We start from the raw sequence: 21525 nt of genomic DNA, 5'->3' as shown, positions 1-21525 counted from the left end.
TACAGATGAAGAAAATCAGTCTAAATGGCATGTGGGCTATGAAAATAAACGGAGAAAATGTGTATGGAATCAGCAATGATTATATGCCTGCCAAAGTACCGGGCTCAGTTTATGAAACATTAATGGATTTAGGAAAAATGCCGGATCCGTATTACCGGGATAATGAACTTAATGCTCTTAAACTGATGGAGCAGGATTTTACTTATCAGACGGTTTTTAATCTGACAGAGGATATGCTTGAGCTGGATGGACTTCTTCTTCGCTTTGACGGCATTGATACCTTGGGGGGAGTGTTTTTAAACGGTTCCTCTATTGGAAAAACAGAAAATATGCACCGTATTTGGGAATTTGATATAAAAGACCTTGTAAGAGCAGGGGAAAATGAATTAAGAGTTGTATTATATTCACCAACAAAGTTTATTAAGGAAGAACAGCAAAAATGCTATACCGGCGGCAGTCATGAGTGTATGGATGGTTTTCCTCATATTAGGAAAGCTCATTGTATGTTTGGTTGGGATTGGGGTCCTAGGCTGCCGGATGCGGGAATATTCAGAGATGTAAATGTATTAGGTATTCAAGAATGCCGTTTTGAACAAGTCTATGTAAGACAACAGCATAAGTCGGAAGGTGTGCTGCTTGATATCGATTGGAGTCTGGAGTTATTTGGTGAGGAGACCTTAACTGAGGTAGAATTTCAGGTAATCGGACCAAAGGGTGATATCTATAATCAGACCGAAGACGGTAATGTTCTCATAACGGAGCCTGACCTTTGGTGGCCTAACGGATATGGAAAACAGCCTTTGTATACCGTAAGAGGTGAAGTTAGGAATGAAAAGGGAGAGGTACTTGATCTTTGGGAGAAGAGAATCGGACTTCGCACCCTGACAGTAAAGAGAGAAAAAGATGAATGGGGAGAGAGTTTCTGTCATGTAGTAAATGGTGTACCGGTTTTTGCTATGGGAGCGGATCATATCCCGGAGGATAATATTCTTGGCAGAGTAACAAAAGAACGTACCAGAGCCTTACTTGATGACTGTATAGCCGCTAACTTTAATAGTATCAGAGTATGGGGCGGCGGTTACTATCCGGATGACTTTTTCTTTGATATCTGTGATGAATTGGGACTTATGGTTTGGCTTGATTTTATGTATGCATGTGCTAGCTATGAGCTGGATGATAAGTTTGAAGCAAACATCAGACAGGAAACCATAGATAATGTTCTTCGTATCAGACATCATGCCTGCCTTGCCCTTTGGTGCGGCAATAACGAGATGGAAACACAGGTACAGGATAAAGCCTGGAAGCCGTCTCCCAAACAGGTAATGGACTATATTAAAATATATGAATATATCATACCAAGCATTCTGAAAGAATATGACCCAATGACCTTTTACTGGCCCTCATCACCTTCTTCCGGAGGAAATTATGAGGATTCCTGGAATCCTAACAAGGGGGATACTCACTATTGGGATGTTTGGCATGGTAATAAACCTTTCTCGGAATATCGAAAGTTCCATTTCCGTTATGCTTCGGAGTTTGGTTTTCAGTCCTTCCCCTGCATACAGACAATTGAGAGTTTTACGGAAAAGAAGGATAGAAATATATTCTCCAGGGTTATGGAGATGCACCAGAGAAATACTGCTGCCAATGGAAAGATACTTAACTATATTTCTGATAATTACCTTTATCCTAAAGATTTTGACCATTTAATTTATACTTCACAGCTTCTGCAGGCGGACGCTATCCGTTATGGAGTAGAGCACTGGAGAAGGCATAGAGGCAGATGTATGGGTGCGATAGTATGGCAGTTGAATGATATCTGGCCAGTGGCTTCCTGGGCAAGCATTGATTATTATGGTAGATGGAAGGCTCTGCATTATTCTGAGAAGAGATTTTTTGCACCGATAATGATATCCTGCGAAGAAGAAGGGGAAATGACGAAGAGACCTCACTGTATTGAGGAGCCCCATGATATCGAGAAGTCTGCCAGACTTAACGTAGCCAATGAGACCAGGGAAGATGTAACAGGGACGGTACGTTGGGCATTAAGAAATCCCAAAGCAGAGATTATTTTACAGGGGGAAGAAGAGATAACAGTTCCTGCCCTTACCAGCGTATGGCTTAGGAAGCTTGATTTTAGCAGTTATGATGAACTAAAGGTGTACCTGACTTTTGAATTTATTATGGACAACAAAGTAAGCTCTAAGGGAAGCTGTCTTTTTACTGCTCCAAAGCATTTTGGATTTGAGGACCCGGAACTTAATGTAAGGACAGAAGGAGATAAGCTTTATATCAATTCAAAAGCTTATGCCAGAAGTGTGGAGATTTCCAATATAGCAGGTGATTTAAAGCTCTCTGATAATTATTTTGACGTGAATGGTGAAGAAATCTGTGTGGACATACTTTCCGGCAGTAAGGAAAATATCAGAGTCCGCTCAGTATATGACATTGGCAGTTTTATGTAGGAAGTATTAAAAAGAGATAATTTTTACGCAAACATAAGCTGACGATTATATTTTCAGTGCGTTGGAAGTGGTAGGATAGTAGGAATTATGAAAGGCATAATTCCTACACTGATACCCATAAGTTAGGCTAATGGCAGTATGGAGGTTTTGTAGAAGTGATAGCATATGTGAAGGGAGAGCTTATTCTGGTAGCGGAAGATGGAGTTATAGTTGAGGCGAGCGGCCTTGGTTATGACATTAAGATGCCTCTATCCAGTTTAAGCAATCTTCCCAGAATTGGAAATATAGTAACAATTTATACTTACTTGTATGTAAGAGAAGACAATGTGGGATTATTCGGTTTCCTGACAAGAGAGGACTTGAATATTTTTAAGCTCTTAATTACAGTAAATGGAATCGGTCCTAAAGGTGCACTTGGAATTCTTTCTTCTATTACACCGGATGATTTAAGGTTTGCAGTCCTTTCTGAGGATACCAAGACAATAGCCAAAGCACCTGGAATTGGAGCTAAAACAGCCGGTAAGCTGATAATTGAATTAAAGGACAAGCTAAAATTAAGTGATGCCTTTGAAGAACGGCTGGCAAAGAATCTTGGAGGAGACCTTCCCAATAAAAATGAGGGCAATGCTATTTATGAAATTAGAAAAGAAGGAATTGAAGCTTTAACAGCGCTGGGATATTCTGGGGCAGAAGCTGCGAAAGCCATAGGTGCTGTTGAAATAAAAGAAGATATGACGGTGGAGGATGTGCTTAAGCTGTCCTTAAAGAACTTGAATTTCTTATAGTTTTAAGGGTGGAGGTTTAAATGGAAAAGCGTATTATAAGCACAGAATTGACAGATGAAGATAAGCGAATAGAGAATACACTTAGACCCCAGCTATTAGAGAATTACATAGGGCAGGAAAAGGCTAAGTCAAATCTCAAGATTTATATAGAAGCGGCAAAACAAAGAGGAGAATCTCTGGATCACGTACTTTTCTATGGACCTCCCGGCCTTGGAAAGACAACACTGGCCGGCATTATAGCCAATGAAATGTCTGTAAATATGAAGGTTACCTCCGGTCCTGCTATAGAAAAGCCCGGAGAAATGGCTGCAATATTAAGTAATCTAAAAGAAGGGGATGTACTCTTTGTAGACGAAATCCACCGCTTGAACCGTCAGGTTGAAGAACTATTATATCCAGCCATGGAAGACTTTGCTATAGATATTGTCATCGGTAAGGGAGCGGCAGCCAAATCAATCCGCTTGGATTTACCAAAATTCACATTGGTAGGAGCAACTACCAGAGCGGGAATGTTAACACCTCCTTTAAGAGATCGTTTCGGAGTTGTAAGCCGTCTTGAATTTTACACCAATGAGGAATTAAAAGAAATCATATGCCGCTCGGCGGTTGTCTTAAAAGTGGACATTGACGGTGAAGGAGCCTATGAACTGGCGAGGCGTTCCAGAGGTACCCCAAGGCTTGCCAACCGGCTGCTTAAGAGGGTTAGAGATTTTGCCCAGGTAAAATATGACGGACATATCACGAAAGAAGTAGCCGACTTTGCTTTGGATTTACTGGAAGTAGACAAGCTTGGCCTTGATAATATGGACAGGGCAATCATTCTCGCCATGATTGAGAAATTTAACGGAGGACCCGTAGGTATTGAGACAGTGGCAGCTACCCTGGGTGAAGATCCCGGAACAATAGAAGAGGTGTATGAGCCTTATCTTGTACAGAATGGATTGATACTCCGGACACCCAGAGGACGAATGGTGTCGGGGCTTGGGTACAGGCATTTTGGGCTTGCGGAGAAGTCGGAGGGTATTGTATGACGGAAGTCTTTGGGGGCGGACGATGATTCCGGTTTATATTTTTTCATGTTCTTGTTCAGGACTTTAAATTCCACTAAAACGCCAACAATTGCTCCTGACAGGTGAAAGGATGCCAAACTCGCTTTGGAGGTTATCGCTGGATTAGGCTGTGAGCTCACACAATGGTACCCTTTCACCTAGTCGCAATTGCTGCCGTTTAAGTGTCATTAAAAGCCCTTCAATAGAACATAGAAAAATATAAACAAGAATCATCTGGGTATTTCTGAAAGACTAGTGTCATATTTCTGCACAGAGCTATGGGTACGGTTAATGGGATAAGCTGATTATATTGATGATATAAAAAATTGATAATTTGATAAAAGATAATATGATAAAAAGATAATATAGTAAAAAGATTATATAGATATACAGGGGCTTGAACTGGCTTAATGCTTTGTATTTAGAAAATTTAGCAACAGTTCAGCTTTATTTTACACAAAAGAATTCTATAGCCAAGAACAGATGGTTTCTGAGTCCATTCAGGCATTTTATATTGAGGGGCTGTGTATGACACTTAAATGGCAGCAGTTATGACTAGGTAAAATCACACCATGTCTGAGCTCACAGTGTCACATAGCCAATAACCTTTATGCGAGTTTGGTGTAATTTTACCTTCCAGGAATAGCTGCTGGCATTTTAGTGGAATTCGCAGCACAGAACGAGAAAATGAATGAATGGACTCAGAAACCATCGTCCGCCTTCAAGACACCTTGTATTAAAATATATGCAAAACTGTTACGTTTAAAGCCTTGCGGACAAGAAAAGCTTGCCTTCGTTTCGAGTATATATTATAATGAACAAATAGAAGAAAAACAGGAAATACAAGGAAGGTATGCTGTACCGGACAGGTTCAGATAGAATGAGGCAGCCACATGAATAAGATGAACAATATCGAAGTCATCATAAATAATAAAAAATATACACTGCGTGGTTATGAGAGCGAAGAGTATCTTCAGAGAGTGGCATCTTATATAAATAGTAAAAACAGTGAATTTAAAAAGCAGGATTTTTATAAAATGCTTGATTCCGATATGAAAAGCATCTTGATGGAGATTAATATAGCAGATGACTTTTTTAAGGTTCGGGAGCAGGTTAAAGAAATCGAACTGGAAAATGAAGAAAAAGCCAAAGAAATATTTGAATTAAAGCATGAACTGGTATCTCTTACTACTAAGTTAAATGAGGCGGAAAAAACCATAGCTGCCTTGAAAGAAGAGCTTAATGAGAACCAGAAAAAGATTATTAGGCTTGAAACAGAATTAGGAAATAAACATACAAAAGGTTAATTACAAGGCTGCTGCAATCACCAGGGGAATAACCCATCGTTGCACCAGCCTGTTTCTTATTTCGGATATAAATTACAATAGAAGATTATTTAGATAGGAGCATTAAATGAAAACAGTAGAAATATTGTCTCCAGCAGGTTCATTTGACAGTTTAAAGGCAGCAGTGAATGCTTCCTGTGATGCTGTTTACGTAGGAGGCGTGAAATTCGGAGCAAGGGCTTATGCCGATAACTTTACCCCGGATACCATGAAAGAAGCGATTGACTTTGTACATCTTCATGGAAAGAAGTTATATATGACAGTGAATACACTCCTTAAGAATACGGAGCTTGAAAAAGAGCTCTATGAATATATCAAGAGGTACTATGAATTGGGAGTAGACGCAGTCATTGTACAGGACCTTGGTGTACTTCATTTTCTTCATACTTACTTTCCAAAACTCCCCCTGCATGCCAGTACCCAGATGTCCCTTACCATGGGTGAAGGAGCCAATGTGTTAAAGGATATGGGGGTTACCAGAGTTGTAAATGCTAGAGAGCTGAGTCTTGCAGAAATCAAGGAGATGCGTGACAAAACAGAACTTGAGATTGAATCTTTTGTTCATGGAGCCTTATGTTACTGCTATTCCGGAAAATGTCTTATGAGCAGTATGATTGGAGGGAGAAGCGGCAACAGAGGCAGATGTGCCCAGCCATGCAGGATGCCCTATCAGCTGCAGATTGACGGCGTGAATAAGGGGAATGGTTATTTTCTAAGTCCTAAGGATATAAAAACCTTGGAAATTCTTCCAAAGCTGATTGAGGCCGGCATTGATTCCTTTAAAATCGAAGGCAGGATGAAAAGCCCGGAATACACTGCCGCAGTGACCTCGGCTTACCGAAAATACAGGGATTTATATTATGAGCTTGGAGAAGCTGGTTATGCGGAATATCAAAAGCATCGAAGCGGGGAACTTGAAAAAGATGTAAGAGAGCTTTCTGATATCTACAATAGAGGAGGATTTTCAAGAGGTTATTATGAGATGAGGAATGGTATCTCCATGATGTCTCTTGAACGGCCAAACCATAGCGGCGTACCCGTAGGCAAGGTTGTTAAAAATACCGACTATAATATGATAATTGAATTAACAGAAGACATTAATGCCCAAGATATTCTGGAGGTCAGAAAGGGTAATGAGGTACTCTATGAATATACTGTTAAAACCGGAGAGAGTAAGGGTAAGAAGGTAACAGCAAATTATAAAAAAGGATTAAAAATCCTACCGGGTTTGTCGGTTTACAGAACCAGAAATAATAGTTTATTAAGCAGGCTGAGTGAAAAATATCTGGAGGAGAAGAGCAGAATTCCTATAAAAGGGCACTTTATTGCTGCTGCGGGAGAACCCTTGTGCCTGATCTTAAGTGCTTATGATAAGGAAATAAGAGTGTATGGTGATATACCCGAACTGGCAGAGAATCAGCCAATTACCAAGGAACGACTATATAAGCAGCTAGATAAATTAGGAGATACAGAAGTTTACTTTGATACTCTGACAATAGACATAACAGGTAATCTCTTTATACCGGTAGGCAAGCTTAATGAACTAAGAAGAGAAGGGGTACAGACCTTAATCCGCGAACTAACCGATTACTATCGAAGAGAGGAAGTTACAGAGAAGAGTATATTCACTTATTCTGAAACGAATGAGCAGAAGAGTCTGGCGGTTTCTGTGCTGGTTCAGACAGAGACCCAGTTGGAAGCCGTATGGGACAACCCTCATGTTAAGGAAATTATACTAGAGAGTGATATGAATTCCTTTACAGAACTGACACATTATACCCAAGAAATAAAGAATAGGGGAAAACAAGCTATTATTGCACTTCCCCATGTGTTTAGGAGAAATAGCTATGAGTTGTTTCAAAAGAATAAATCCTATTTGGAAGATAATACTATAGATGGCTATCTTGTCAGAACGCTGGAAGAGTATGAACTACTTCACATGAATTTTCAAACCAAGAAAAGACTGATTGGAGACACCTATCTCTATGCAATGAATCGTCATGGGGCGGCGTATCTGAAAAAATTAGGTTTTCAGGGGATTACAGCACCCTTAGAGTTGAATTTTCAGGAGCTGTCTGAGATTTCGGAGATGTATCAGTATTATACCGTATATTCAAAGCTTCCGGTTATGATATCAGCCCAATGTCTTTATCTGACAGGAGATAACAGGGATAAGAAGCAGATAAATGGAATATCAGCAGAAGCCTGCTGTTTAAGGGATTCTAAAGAAGCTTATCTTTATGACCGTTTCCAAAATGCTTTTCCGGTTATGAGGCATTGCAGGGAATGTTATAATGTGATTTATAACAGCAAGACTTTCTCTTTACTATCTCTGGCAGGAGATGTGAAAAAGCTAAATCCAGCTTATATAAGGCTTGATTTCACCGGTGAAAGCAGAGCAGAAACCAAAAATGTCTTAAATAATTTTATAGATGCTTATATTTTGGATAAACCTTTCAGTGAAAAGGAGACAGATATAACCAGGGGGCATTTTAAGAGGGGCGTAGAATGAATTATAAAAAGCCTAATTCATTCATGAATTATAAAAGGCCTAATTCATTCATGAATTATAAAAAAGCCTAATTCATTCAAAATAAATTATTAGGAAGTATAATTCAATTCCATGTCGGGCCTGGGAAAGCCTTCGCTCAAACAAGAAGGCACATTGAAAGAACAAGCTTGTTAGTAAGAATTATTCGAAAGCATATTAAAAGAAATAGATTACGGGGACAGAAAGAGGGTGATACAAGATGGTTAATCTCTTATCGGAAATGTCAAAATACATTATTATTATTCTGGTAGCTATCTATACTTACCTATCTTACCGGGTGCTTGGCATTTCAGATAAAGTAAGACAAAGTGGAATATATACGAATATGAAGCTATTGATCTTCGTATTTCATTTTATCAGTTATGCAATTCTTTATATTAACATGAAAAGCACTTGGTTGATAGTACTTTATGTAGCTCAGATTATATCACTGTTTATGATTTTAGGCTTCTATCAATGGGTCTATGTAAATCTTTCAAAACCTCTTCTATATAATATGATCATCATGTTGGTCACCGGATATATCATGATAGCCAGACTGTCTGCAAAAACATATTATGAGAAGGCTTTCAAGCATCTGATTATTGCTACAGCAGCTCTACTGTTGTGTCTAGTAGTGCCGATAATCATAGAAAAGCTGGAATATTTAAGGCATTTGGGTTGGATATATGGAATTCTTGGAATTCTAATGTTATTAGCAGTTCTCTTTTGGGGAGTTGAAAATTACGGTGCAACTAATTGGATTAATATCAAGGGGTTTACTTTTCAGCCCTCGGAATTCGTTAAGATATTGTTTGTTTTCTGCTTCGCTTCCCTTCTTTCCAGACGGAAGGATTTTAAGTACATTGTAATTGTAACAGGGCTGGCGGCAGTTCATGTAATCATATTGGTAGCAGAGAAGGATTTGGGAGGCGCTTTTATCTTTTTCATAACGTATCTGATGATGCTTTATACAGCAACGGCGAAACCTCTATACCTTGCTGCCGGTTTCGTAGCGGGAAGTATGGCCTCTGTCCTGGCTTACCACTTCTTTTACCATGTCAGGGTCAGAGTAAAAGCCTGGAAAGACCCCTGGACTTTAATTGATAAAGAAGGCTATCAAGTGGCTCAATCACTTTTTGCCATTGGTACAGGAGGTTGGTTTGGAATGGGACTTACGAAAGGACTTCCAACCAGTATTCCTGTTGCAGACAGTGATTTCATATTTTCTGCCCTGGCAGAAGAAATGGGTGGCTTTTTTGCAGTCTGTCTGGTCTTAATATGCTTGAACTTTTTTATACTTACTATTAATATTGCCATGCATTTTGAAAAGGAATTTTATAAACTCATAGCTCTCGGCTTTGGTGTAATGTATGCAGTTCAGGTATTTCTCTCCCTGGGCGGTGCGATAAAGCTAATTCCCTCCACTGGTGTTACGTTACCCTTTGTCAGCAGCGGAGGAAGTTCGGTATTAAGCAGTGTAATTATGTTTAGTGTGATTCAGGGACTCTATGTTTTGAGTCAGGATAGGAATGAAGATGGAAAAACAAGAAAAAAACAAAAAAGAAAAGAAGTTCCTTCTGCTGCCAGCCAGAGTTAACCAAAGAAAAGGAAGGAAGGAAAACGGTACAAGGGATAAGGATATAAAAGACAGGAATAAAAATGAAAAATCCGTCAACAGAGAGATCATATTAATAACCTATCTATTTGCGGGACTATTTTTATTGATAATAGGATATTATGTGAATTTTATGCTAAGGGACAGTGAAGAAGTCATTAATAACCCTTATAATAAGCGGCAGGATTTATTGGCAGAGCAGATAGTCCGGGGAGATATTCTTTCTGCAGACGGAAAAGTCCTTGCACATACGCTTGTAGATTCTGACGGGAATGAAACCAGGGATTACCCCTTTAAAAATATGTATGCACATGTTGTCGGAAGGTTTTCCAAAGGTAAAACTGGCCTGGAGTCTTCCGAGAATTTTCATCTTTTAACTTCACATATCAACACAATCAGTAAGATTGTGAAAGAACTGTCCGGAGGAAAGAATATCGGTGACAGTGTAGTAACTACTTTGGATACCAGATTGCAAAAAGCAGCATATGATGCCCTTGGTAGCCATAGAGGAGCAGTTGTTGTAATGGATCCCTCCTCCGGTAAGATTCTGGCTATGGTCTCTAAGCCTGATTATAATCCCAATGAAATAAATGATATCTGGGATGAACTTACGAAGGAAGATACAGGGGACACAGATAAAGCATCACCTTTAGTAAATCGTGCCACACAGGGATTGTACCCACCGGGTTCAACTTTCAAAATTTTGACTACACTGGAGTATGTCCGGGAAAATCCAGATTATGAGGATTATCAATATGACTGTACCGGTAAGGGTGTATTTAACAGTGTAACAATCAATTGCTATAATAACAAAGCCCACGGAGAGGTGGATTTGAAGGAATCCTTTGCGAAATCCTGTAATTCCTCCTTTTCCAATATTGGCGTAACTTTAAATATGTCTTCGTTTCGTAAACTTTGTGATGCCTTTCTCTTTAACCAAAGTATTCCTATTGATATGTTATATAATAAAAGCAGTTTTGTATTAAACGGAAAGTCTCCCAAAGACCAGATCCCTCAGACAGCAATAGGGCAGGGACAGACGCAGATAACACCGCTGCATAATGCACTGATTGTATCTGCTGTTGCAAATGGTGGTGTCATGATGAAACCTTATGTAGTGGACCGGATAGAAAGTCAAAGCGGAGAAACAGTTAAAAAGTATTTGCCAGAGATGGTAAAGACCGTTATGACTCCCAAGGAATCCGAGATACTAACCTCCTTTATGACAGAAACCGTAAATAGCGGAACAGCAGTTTCACTAAAGAATAACCATTATACAGTAGCAGGGAAAACCGGATCGGCAGAGTTTATGGAAGGAAAGCCTGCTCATGCCTGGTTTGTTGGATTCGCTCCGGCTGAGAAACCGGAGATAGCTGTAAGCATTGTAGTAGAAGGTGTCGGTACTGGAAGTGATTATGCAGTTCCTATCGCAGATAAGATTTTTAAGACTTATTTTGGAAACAAATAATTGAATCAGCAGGAAATTATGAAGAAAATTTCCTGAATTAGCTAGTAACTGCCATATTTACAGCACAAATGTAAGGTGAAAATAAGATAAAAAGTGAAAAAATTTGTCTAATAAGCAGAAAAATATAGGGAATTTGTCTTTATGGTAAAGAGATTTGTAACTATTGCATAAATATCAGTTGAACAATTATGTAAAATGATGTATACTGAAATTAGTTATTTGACACACCATAATACAGGAGGAATTGCGATGATTGAAGCAACGAGCTGTGGCGGTGTAGTTATTTTCAGAGGAAAGATTTTACTACTGTATAAGAACTATAAAAACAAGTATGAAGGTTGGGTTCTACCGAAAGGAACTGTGGAGGAAGGAGAAGAATTTAAGGAGACGGCCATACGTGAAGTGAAGGAAGAAACAGGCACGGATGCTTCTATAATTAAATATATTGGGAAAAGCCAGTATACATTCAGTACACCACAGAATACAGTAATAAAGGATGTTCATTGGTATTTAATGATGTCTGATAGCTATTACAGCAAACCGCAAAGAGAAGAATATTTTATGGACTCCGGATATTATAAATTCCATGAAGCGTATCATATGTTAAAGTTCTCAAATGAGAAGCAAATACTAGAACGCGCTTATAACGAATATCTGGATTTGAAAAAGAGTAATTTGTGGGGAAATAAAAAGTATTTCTGACGTTTTACATTAATGGTAATAATACGAAATAAAGAAGAAAAGGAACCGGCAGCAGTTTTTCTGTAGCTTACGGTTCCTTTTTATATTGTGCAGAGAATAATTATAAAAAGATGATCTTAGAAAATTAATAAAGTAAAAAAATTATACGAATACAATAATCTGAAAATGCCTAAAATTCCTTACAATTTCCTTAAAACCCCTATTAAATATTGTAAAAGTATAACAATTTAATTATAATATAATATGGGGAAAGAATACTGCTAGTAAATAATTACTTTTAACAATGTAAGGTGATTAATGAGGAGGATAAACTTTCATTTTCACCAGTCTTTACGCGTGCTAAGCACGCAGACAGGAGCTAATTATGAAAAAAAGAAGTATTTGTTATGTACTTATACTGTTGTCAGTGCTGCTGACAGCCTGCAGTGCCGGTAAAAAGGACTCTGGCAGCGTGCGCTATGACTATAGCAGTACCGGGGAGAGTACTGGAATGTCCGCTGATAATGGCAAGGGAAGTGATGTCGGCTATACCAACTCAGTTGATACCACAGCAGCGGAAGAACCGAAGAATGCAGCCTCCGGTGAAATGGATAATCAAAGCACCTCTAATAATTCGGATACCAATAGAAAACGGATACGTAAAATTGATTTGTCGTTAGAAACTCTTGAATTTGATAAGACTCAAAAAGTGATAACAGAACAGATACAAAAGTCCGGCGGTTACGTCGAGAGTTCTTCCATCTATGGAAGCAAAGCGGAGGACAGAGATTCCAGGAGTGCACAATATGTACTTAGAATACCGGCAGACCAAGCTGACAGCTTTGTTGAAATTATGGGCAATAAGATGAATCTGATTCATAAGGAAGAGAGCAGTAAGGATGTTACACTTGATTATATTGACACAGAAAGTAAGATAAAAGCCCTAAAGGTGGAACAGGAAAGATTATTGGTTCTCCTGGAAAAGGCTACTAAATTGGAAGACATTATAACCTTGGAAGATAGAATGAGTACCGTAAGATATCAATTAGAACAGAATGCATCAACCTTACGAACTTATGACAATCTGGTAGAATATGCTACAATCACATTAAATATTGAGGAAGTCCTTAGAATATCACCGCCGGAGAGCAGAAGTAACGGAGACAGAATGAAGACCGGATTTACAAATTCTCTTTTAAATATGCGGGATGGTTTTGTTGAAGTAGTTATTTGGTTTGTAGTGAATCTGCCTTATATCGTGTTCTGGGGAATAATTATTGGTCTCTCCGTGTTTATATCAATAAAGGTATATTATAAAAAGGATAAAAAAGCTTCTCCGATTCAAAAAGTAAATTCAATTTCAAATCCAAAAGAAGAAGAGAAAGAAAATAAGTGAAAATAGAAAATCAATCAGTAAGCTATAAATCCCATGAATAAATAGAGAAAAACAAGGAAACAATGAAAAATAGTCGAAAAGCAGGAAAATTATACTTGCTATTAAAAAAAAGCTGTGGTATAATTCATATGCTAAATTGCACGTATGTTGATTTCTGACCTGGTGCCTACTGGTCTGTCAGAAAGATGATACATACGGAAGAAAACAACCAAATGGAGGTAATTTATGAGCGTTATATCAATGAAGCAGTTATTAGAAGCAGGTGTACATTTCGGACACCAGACAAGAAGATGGAACCCTAAGATGGCTGAGTACATCTACACAGAAAGAAACGGAATCTATATTATTGACTTACAGAAATCTGTAGGCAAAGTAGATGAAGCTTACTATGCAATTAAAGATATCGTTGCTGAAGGCGGAAAGATTCTTTTTGTTGGAACGAAAAAGCAGGCTCAGGATTCTGTTAAGTCCGAAGCAGAACGCAGCGGTATGTTCTATGTAAATGAAAGATGGTTAGGTGGTATGTTAACAAACTTCAAGACCATCCAGAGCAGAATTGCAAGATTAAAATTGATTGAAACAATGTCCCAGGACGGTACTTTCGAAGTTCTTCCCAAGAAAGAAGTTATCGAGTTAAAGAAAGAATGGGAGAAATTAGAAAAGAACCTTGGTGGAATTAAAAATATGAAGAATATTCCTGATGCTATCTTTGTAGTAGATCCTAAAAAGGAAAGAATCTGCGTTCAGGAAGCTCATGCATTAGGTATTCCTTTAATTGGTATTGCAGATACAAACTGTGATCCTGAAGAACTTGATTATGTAATTCCTGGTAATGATGATGCTATCAGAGCAGTTAAATTAATCGTTGCTAAGATGGCAGATGCTGTTATCGAAGCTAACCAGGGTGTTCAGATGACTGACAGTTCCGAAGATACTTCTGAAGCTGGTGTTGAAGCAGCAGAAGAAGCTTCCGAAGAATTCGTAGAGGCATAATAAGAAAGTCGTAAGTCTTGAAAGGCTTATAGCAGAAGAACAATATAATCAAAAAACGGAGGAATACAAACAATGGCTATTACAGCAGCAATGGTTAAAGATTTAAGAGAAATGACCGGAGCCGGCATGATGGATTGTAAGAAAGCACTTGCCGCTACCGATGGAGATATGGATAAGGCAGTTGAGTTCTTAAGAGAGAAAGGACTTGCCGCTGCTGAGAAAAAAGCAGGCAGAATTGCAGCAGAAGGTATTTGTGAAACTGCAGTAAGCGAAGACGGCAAAGTAGCTGCTATCGTTGAAGTTAACAGCGAAACAGACTTCGTTGCAAAGAATGATACATTCAGAAGCTTTGTTAAGGCAGTTGTAAATCAGGCAATGGTAACAGAAAATACTGAGATTGATGCATTTTTAGCTGAGAAATGGTCTCTTGATGCTTCCAAAACAGTAAAAGAGGAATTATCCAGCCAGATAGCAGTAATCGGCGAGAATATGAACATCAGAAGATTCCAGAAAGTAGTTGCTGAGAATGGTTTTGTTGAATCCTATATTCACGGCGGCGGAAGAATCGGCGTTTTAGTTGAATTTGAAACAACCGTATGCAACGATATTGCAAAAGAAGCAGCTAAGAATGTAGCGATGCAGATTGCAGCTATTTCTCCTAAATATGTTCAGAGAACAGAGATTCCTGAAGATTACATCTCTCACGAAAGAGAAATCTTAAAGGCTCAGGCTATGAACGAAAACACCGGAAAACCTGAAAATATCATTGAGAAGATGATTGAAGGCCGTTTAAACAAAGAATTAAAAGAAATCTGCCTTGTAGATCAGGTATATGTTAAAGATGGTGATTTAACTGTTCAGAAATATCTTGAAACAGTAGCAAAAGAAATTGGTGCTCCTATTACTGTAAAGAGCTTTGTTCGTTTTGAAACTGGCGAAGGTATCGAAAAGAAATCCGAAAACTTTGCCGAAGAAGTTGCAAAGCAGATGGGACAGTAATCAAAGTCTGGAGGCAACTTCTTCGAGAGAAGATTGCAAAGCAGATGGGACAGTAATCAAAGTCTAGAAGCAACTTCTTCGAAAGAAGATTGCTATATTTAATAAAATAAAAGAGTGTGTGAATTTATATTTGTTGATTCACACACTCTTTTTTGATGGAAAGGAAATATTTTCTTAACAGTATAAGTTTTTATCTTGTTTCATAAAAATGTGATTTATATTAAGAATTTATGAAATACTTATAAACACGCATGCTAATTGTTTCATATTATAAAAAATAATGATATAATAGCATAGCTGAAGAATAATTTCAGTATTTTTTGGTATAGACTTTAGTTACTAGATGAGTTTACATTACATAAGAAACATTGCGTATGCAGGAAGGGTAAATTGATTTATGAATTTGAACAAACAGAGAGCTTTTATTATCCATTTTTTCTTCTTTTTGATATTGACTTTACTGGTCTATGTTGGGATTAAATATGTATTTCCTTTACTAATGCCCTTTGTTGTCGGTATTGTGATTGCTATGACATTTCGTAATATTATTGACATGATCGAAAAGAAGACACATATAAAACGTGTTTTTGTTTCCTTGTTTATATTACTGGTTTTTTATAGCTTGCTTGGTTTTATTATTAGTATCATCGGAGTTAAGATGATTAATTTTATTAGCTCTTTATTCTATAGCCTGCCTTCCCTTTATAAAGAGACCTTCCTGCCTGCAGTTCAGACCGTAACAGACAACATGATTCAAAAATATCCAAGTACAAAAACATATATAGATAATTTCATGAACAATATTGATCAGTCATTATTTGACAGCCTTTCCAAAATATCAACGAAGGTAGTAGGCATGGCAACTGGCCTTGCCAGTCAGGTACCAACAATATTGATAAAACTGATATTTACTATTGTATCCTCCTTCTTTTTTACAATTGATTATTACAAGATAACCCGTTTTATCATTCGTCAGTTCCGAGAAGAACAGCAGAAAATGATTATAAAACTAAAAGATAACATTATTGGTTCACTTGGTAATTTTATAAAAGCTTACTCTGCAATTATCTCTATAACTTTTGCAGAATTATCGATTGGTTTCTGGATTCTAGGTATTCCAACACCTTTTCTTTTTGGTTTGCTGATAGCAATTATTGATATAATGCCTATCCTTGGAACCGGTGCGATATTACTACCTTGGTCAATTGTAGCGTTGATCATGGGCAATAGTAAGGTAGGAATTGGCATGCTTGTTCTATATATTGTAATAACTGTAGTAAGGCAGATTATCGAACCTAAAATTGTAGGGCAACAGATTGGACTTTATCCGATTGTTACACTGATACTAATGTATGTGGGAGCTCAATTAATGGGAGTTTTAGGACTTTTAATACTTCCTGTAACAGCCACAATTTTAATTAAACTGAATAAAGAGGGAAGTATTCATTTGTTTAAAATATAGTAGAGAATGATATTTAATCGCCAAAATAGAAGCTGATTATTCCTTTAGATGAATTAACACTTTGTGAATTATATCATATGATAAGTGTAAAAGATTAGCAAGGAGACTCTAAGTTGGATGATTATAGCTTCTTCCGTAAGCAAAGTTATGAAGAGGATAAATCCTTAGAAGATAATTATACTGTATCCGGCGAAGAATTTGTACTTCCACCTGGCTCAGACCAAAGACGTAATCCCAATCAAGGACCGGGACCGATGCAGCCGGGACCAGGACCGAGACCACCACAGCCAGGACCGGGACCGGGGCCAGGACCAAGGCCGCCACAACCAGGACCGGGACCAGGACCGAGACCACCACAGCCAGGACCGGGACCGGGGCCAGGACCAAGGCCGCCACAACCAGGACCGGGACCAGGACCAAGACCACCACAGCCAGGACCGGGGCCAGGACCAAGGCCGCCACAACCAGGGCCGGGACCAGGACCAAGGCCACCGTTCCCAGGACCGGGACCAGGACCGAGGCCACCACAGCCAGGACCGGGACCAGGACCAGGACCGAGGCCGCCGTTCCCAGGACCGGGACCGGGGCCAAGACCACCACAGCCAGGACCGGGACCAGGACCGAGGCCGCCATTTCCAGGACCGGGACCGGGGCCAAGACCGCCATTCCCGCCAGGACCACCGTTCCCGCCAGGACCGGGGCCATTTCCACCACCAGGGCCAGGACCAAGGCCGCCGCAGCCCATGACACCACCGCCTAACTTTATACCGGAATTACCTGCCGATATGAGAGGTCCGGATACTTTCAGGATCGGTGGGCAATTTGGTTCCAATAATATATGGACCTGTTTTAATCGTTTTACCTATGTTTGGTTAATCAATGGCAGTAATTTTTGGTTTTTCCCGACATTTATCGGACGAAATCATGTAGAAGGTTTTCGCTGGAGAAGGAATGGTTGGGTTTATGAAAGAATTAATCTTAGATTAATATTTTTCTTCCTATGCTTCTAAATTGTAAAGAGAGTATTGCTATTGCAATACTCTCTTTTGCGTTCTTAACCTGGGTTCATATGGGCCAATAGTACTAAAGAGCTTTCTTTCAATTTTCGATATATTGTGATAGAATATAACAAAGGGGCAATAAATGAGGGAGATATTTATTAAATATGGGAAATATTCAATCAGAATCAGAAAGTGTGCTTCGTAGAAAAAAACGTGTGAAGCATCTTAAGACTGCGATTATTATTATAGTAATTTTATGCTTGGTCCTTCCAAGTTTACTTTGTGCGGTTTTATTCGTCAAAATATATTCCTTAGAAAGAAAAATCGACAATTTAACAGAGAGACAGGTTGAAACGGAAGGAAAAGTAAGCAAAACATTTGAAAAAAATTTGTATTATGAGGCAGAAGATTATTCATCTTCACTTGAAGAATCAGAAAAAAACAGTTATAATGAGGAAGAGATATCTACTCCCAATTCAGTAGATGCTAACTTAAATAGTGAGAGCTCTAAGACTGCCAAAGATAGTCCGAGCTCTTCAAAGAATGCAGATGGGACTTTAGCAGCGGATAAAAAAACTATTATCTCATCGAATAAAAAAACTTCATCGGGAAAATCATCCGCTGGTAAGACCAATGCCATAGAAGCAAATGATAAAAGCCAGACAAAAAGTAAGGACAAACAATCATCCTCTAATACGGAAATTAAAAAAAACGTAGGTACTAAAGAAAAGGAAAAGTACGAAGGAAAAGAAGTTTATCTAACTTTTGATGATGGACCGAGTAGTTACACAGACGATATTCTTGATGTTTTAAATAAGTACCAGGTTAAGGCAACTTTTTTTGTAATTGGAAAGACAGATGAACAGTCCAGAAGATTGTATAAACGCATAGTAGATGAAGAACATTCTATTGGAATGCATTCCTATTCTCATGATTACAGCCAGATTTATAAATCCTTGAAGGATTTTGAAAATGATTACAAACGAATAAAGAAATTAATATATGATACCACCGGCTTGATGACAGACATTTACCGATTTCCCGGAGGAAGCGGCAATCAGGTTAGTGGTACAGATATGTCTGTATTTATTCGTTACCTAAATAAGGAAAATGTGGTTTATTATGACTGGAATGTGGCGAGTGGTGATGCTACCGGCATAACTTATTCACCTGAGCAGCTCTGCGATAATGCACTGGAAGGTATAGCAGATCATACAAGGTCTATTGTATTGATGCATGATACAGATGCTAAATTAAACACCGTCAAGTCACTTGATAGCTTATTAAGTACATTAACCCAAAGCGGTGCTAAGCTTCTGACACTTAATGATACAGTAAGACCAATCCAACAGATAAAGCTTAGTTCATCAGAACTTAATAATAACTAATTACATAGGAGGAACCGTAAATGGGCTTTTTTAAAGATTTTAAGGAAGATTTATCACAGGCTGTTAATGAATTACTGCCTGAGGATGTTTTAGCAGGCGAGACAGAGGGAAATACTACTAAGGAAAAAGATGAGGCGGCTAAAGAGCAGGAGACTTCTGAAACTTTGCAGGCTGACGCTTTGGAAGAGAAAGAGACGAAAAAAACTCAGACGGAAATTGAAGATACTCAGCCAGAGGAAGATAATGTAGACAAAGAACTTTTAGAAGCTTTACTTACTTCTGATGTGGATTTATTAAAGGAAGAGAAACAGCTTGTTGACGAAGAACAGACTATGGATGAGAAGCCGAATAAAAGCGGCAATGATGGTACAGACGTATCAGATGAAGTAACTGTCATAGCAAAAAGCACGATTCTTACTGGTAATATCACTACAGATGGATCCTTAGAAGTAATTGGTACGATTAAAGGTGATATTGACTGTAAAGGAAAGTTATCCATTATTGGTACGGTGAATGGTAACTGTTCTGCTCCGGATGTATATATTGGAGCAAAGAGGTTCGAAGGTACGGTTACCAGTGAAGGGAATGTAAGAATCGGTCTTGGTACGGTTATTATCGGAGATATCCTTGGCACAGCAGGATTTATTGCAGGAGCTGTTAAAGGAGATATTGATATTACCGGCCCTATCGTAATCGACTCATCTGCTATAATCAAAGGCAATATAAAAGCAGCCTCTATTCAGATTAATAACGGTGCTGTTATTGAAGGTTACTGCTCCTTATCTTACGCTGCTGTTAACATTGATAACATATTTGAATAATTGAAAGCAATGTGGAAAAATACAGTTTCCACTTTTGATTGAAGCGCCACCGGGTTGTTTTAATCAGCCGGACGCAGATGGAGGTTATTATTAATGAACAGATATAAAAGAGTCTTACTGAAACTGAGCGGAGAGGCTCTAGCCGGTGATAAAAAAACAGGATTCGATGAAGCTACTTGTATCCGTGTTGCCAATCAGGTAAAGCAGTTGGTAGAGGAAGGAATTCAGGTCGGTATTGTAATTGGTGGTGGTAACTTCTGGAGAGGAAGAACCAGTGAAACGATTGACCGAACAAAAGCAGATCAAATTGGTATGCTCGCAACAATTATGAATTGTATTTATGTTTCCGAGATATTCCGTTTTACCGGAATGAAGACTCAGGTACTTACACCTTTTGAATGCGGCTCTATGACAAAGCTTTTTTCAAAAGATAGAGCCAATAAATATTTTGAAAAAGGTATGGTTGTATTTTTAGCCGGAGGAACAGGGCACCCTTATTTTTCAACCGATACAGGTGTGGTTCTAAGAGCAGTGGAACTGGAGGCAGATATCATCTTGATGGCAAAGGCGGTAGATGGCGTTTATGACAGTGATCCTAAGAAGAATCCAAATGCGAAAAAATACAGTGAAATAAGCCTTAAAGAAGCTTTAGACAAGCAGCTTGCTGTTGTGGATTTATCAGCTACGGTACTTGCAATGGAAAACAAAATGCCAATGCTTGTGTTTGCTTTAGAGCAGGATGAAAGTATCATCAAAGCAGTTCATGGCGAATCTGACGGAACCATTGTAACGGCTTAAAAGAGGTATATTAGTAAACTATAAGTAATATTATAGGAACATAAGACGTTCCTATAATCGATGCACAGCAGTAGAATGAGCTGCTTTTTATCAGAAGATTGATATGCAATTTCTGATAAGCTATATTATGATAGAGGAGAAAGATTTATGGATGCTAGATTGGAACAATACGAAAGCAAAATGACGAAAACACTGGATAATTTAAAAGAAGAATATTCTACAATTCGCGCAGGAAGGGCAAATCCTCATCTGCTTGATAAACTTAGGGTTGATTACTATGGAACTCCTTCTGCTCTTCAGTCCGTTGCAAACGTTTCCGTTCCTGAACCCAGAGTAATTCAGATTCAGCCTTGGGAGAGCAAGCTGATTAAGGATATCGAGAAAGCAATTATAGCTTCCGATTTGGGACTGACACCCAATAATGATGGAAAGGTTATCAGATTAGTATTCCCTGAGCTAACAGAAGACAGAAGAAAAGATCTGGTTAAGGATGTTAAGAAAAAAGCGGAGAATGCCAAGGTTGCCATTCGTAACATCAGAAGAGATGGAAATGATGCAATCAAGAAAATGAATAAAAACAATGAAATCTCCGAAGATGAGGTTAAAGTATTAGAAGACAGCATTCAGAAAGCAACAGATAAGTTTATTGTTGATGTAGATAAACTTACTGAGGAAAAATCCAAGGAAATACTTACGGTGTAAGCTTAAGGATATTTTACAGGGAC

Annotated in this window: 17 protein-coding genes; 16 read left to right on the top strand and 1 reads right to left on the bottom strand. The window is 38.5% G+C overall.

Features of this window, described 5'->3' with window-relative positions; translation table 11 throughout:
• The first annotated feature begins 5 nt into the window (after positions 1-5).
• The 12 genes from bsdcttw_RS16655 to ytvI all read left to right on the top strand — a co-directional run bounded on the left by bsdcttw_RS16655 (position 6) and on the right by ytvI (position 16792).
• The gene (locus tag bsdcttw_RS16655; RefSeq protein ID WP_185255962.1) at positions 6-2465 is read left to right on the top strand and encodes a beta-mannosidase; all 2460 of its coding nucleotides are present in this window, start codon (positions 6-8) and stop codon (positions 2463-2465) included.
• 155 nt (positions 2466-2620) lie between these two features.
• On the top strand, positions 2621-3250 hold the full coding sequence (gene ruvA / locus bsdcttw_RS16650) for a Holliday junction branch migration protein RuvA (RefSeq protein ID WP_185255961.1): 630 nt from the start codon (positions 2621-2623) through the stop codon (positions 3248-3250).
• A 20-nt stretch (positions 3251-3270) separates the two neighbouring features.
• A complete protein-coding gene (gene ruvB, locus bsdcttw_RS16645; protein ID WP_185255960.1) occupies positions 3271-4281 on the top strand; it encodes a Holliday junction branch migration DNA helicase RuvB in 1011 nt (336 codons plus the stop codon).
• Positions 4282-5192: 911 nt separating this feature from the next.
• A complete protein-coding gene (gene zapA, locus bsdcttw_RS16640; RefSeq protein WP_185255959.1) occupies positions 5193-5606 on the top strand; it encodes a cell division protein ZapA in 414 nt (137 codons plus the stop codon).
• Positions 5607-5712: 106 nt separating this feature from the next.
• A complete protein-coding gene (locus bsdcttw_RS16635) occupies positions 5713-8157 on the top strand; it encodes a U32 family peptidase (protein ID WP_185255958.1) in 2445 nt (814 codons plus the stop codon).
• Positions 8158-8395: 238 nt separating this feature from the next.
• Positions 8396-9775, top strand: coding sequence for an FtsW/RodA/SpoVE family cell cycle protein (locus bsdcttw_RS16630; protein ID WP_207726422.1), 1380 nt, complete (start codon positions 8396-8398; stop codon positions 9773-9775).
• Positions 9714-11261 carry a peptidoglycan D,D-transpeptidase FtsI family protein gene (locus tag bsdcttw_RS16625; protein WP_185255956.1) on the top strand — a complete coding sequence of 516 codons (1548 nt, stop codon included), beginning with the start codon at positions 9714-9716 and terminating at the stop codon, positions 11259-11261. The genes bsdcttw_RS16630 and bsdcttw_RS16625 overlap by 62 nt, the downstream gene beginning before the upstream one ends.
• 249 nt (positions 11262-11510) lie before the next feature.
• Positions 11511-11963: an NUDIX hydrolase gene (locus bsdcttw_RS16620; RefSeq protein ID WP_073274341.1), complete on the top strand. Its 453-nt coding sequence runs from the start codon at positions 11511-11513 to the stop codon at positions 11961-11963.
• Positions 11964-12327: 364 nt separating this feature from the next.
• Positions 12328-13338: a DUF4349 domain-containing protein gene (locus bsdcttw_RS16615; protein WP_185255955.1), complete on the top strand. Its 1011-nt coding sequence runs from the start codon at positions 12328-12330 to the stop codon at positions 13336-13338.
• 225 nt (positions 13339-13563) lie between these two features.
• Positions 13564-14331 (top strand): 30S ribosomal protein S2, encoded by a 768-nt coding sequence (rpsB, locus tag bsdcttw_RS16610; RefSeq protein ID WP_185255954.1) that lies wholly within the window; start codon positions 13564-13566, stop codon positions 14329-14331.
• A gap of 72 nt (positions 14332-14403) precedes the next feature.
• Positions 14404-15330 carry a translation elongation factor Ts gene (tsf, locus tag bsdcttw_RS16605; RefSeq protein WP_185255953.1) on the top strand — a complete coding sequence of 309 codons (927 nt, stop codon included), beginning with the start codon at positions 14404-14406 and terminating at the stop codon, positions 15328-15330.
• Between the two features lie 397 nt (positions 15331-15727).
• Positions 15728-16792 carry a sporulation integral membrane protein YtvI gene (gene ytvI, locus bsdcttw_RS16600; protein WP_185255952.1) on the top strand — a complete coding sequence of 355 codons (1065 nt, stop codon included), beginning with the start codon at positions 15728-15730 and terminating at the stop codon, positions 16790-16792.
• A 238-nt stretch (positions 16793-17030) separates the two neighbouring features.
• Here the strand turns inward: ytvI and bsdcttw_RS16595 are convergent, their stop codons facing one another.
• On the bottom strand, positions 17031-17624 hold the full coding sequence (locus bsdcttw_RS16595; protein WP_185255951.1) for a hypothetical protein: 594 nt from the start codon (positions 17622-17624) through the stop codon (positions 17031-17033).
• Between the two features lie 333 nt (positions 17625-17957).
• On the opposite strand from bsdcttw_RS16595, the gene bsdcttw_RS16590 reads away from it, so the two are divergent.
• From bsdcttw_RS16590 to frr, 4 genes are all read left to right on the top strand, one after another.
• Positions 17958-19181: a polysaccharide deacetylase family protein gene (locus bsdcttw_RS16590; RefSeq protein ID WP_185255950.1), complete on the top strand. Its 1224-nt coding sequence runs from the start codon at positions 17958-17960 to the stop codon at positions 19179-19181.
• A gap of 20 nt (positions 19182-19201) precedes the next feature.
• Positions 19202-20002, top strand: a complete 801-nt coding sequence (locus tag bsdcttw_RS16585) for a bactofilin family protein (RefSeq protein WP_185255949.1) — start codon at positions 19202-19204, stop codon at positions 20000-20002.
• Between the two features lie 93 nt (positions 20003-20095).
• Positions 20096-20800, top strand: a complete 705-nt coding sequence (gene pyrH / locus bsdcttw_RS16580) for a UMP kinase (RefSeq protein ID WP_185255948.1) — start codon at positions 20096-20098, stop codon at positions 20798-20800.
• Between the two features lie 147 nt (positions 20801-20947).
• Positions 20948-21502, top strand: a complete 555-nt coding sequence (gene frr, locus bsdcttw_RS16575) for a ribosome recycling factor (protein ID WP_185255947.1) — start codon at positions 20948-20950, stop codon at positions 21500-21502.
• The last annotated feature ends 23 nt before the right edge of the window (positions 21503-21525 follow it).

It is taken from the genome of Anaerocolumna chitinilytica (genome assembly GCF_014218355.1).
GTDB lineage: Bacteria > Bacillota > Clostridia > Lachnospirales > Lachnospiraceae > Anaerocolumna > Anaerocolumna chitinilytica.
This window is presented reverse-complemented; position numbering and strand designations above follow the sequence as displayed.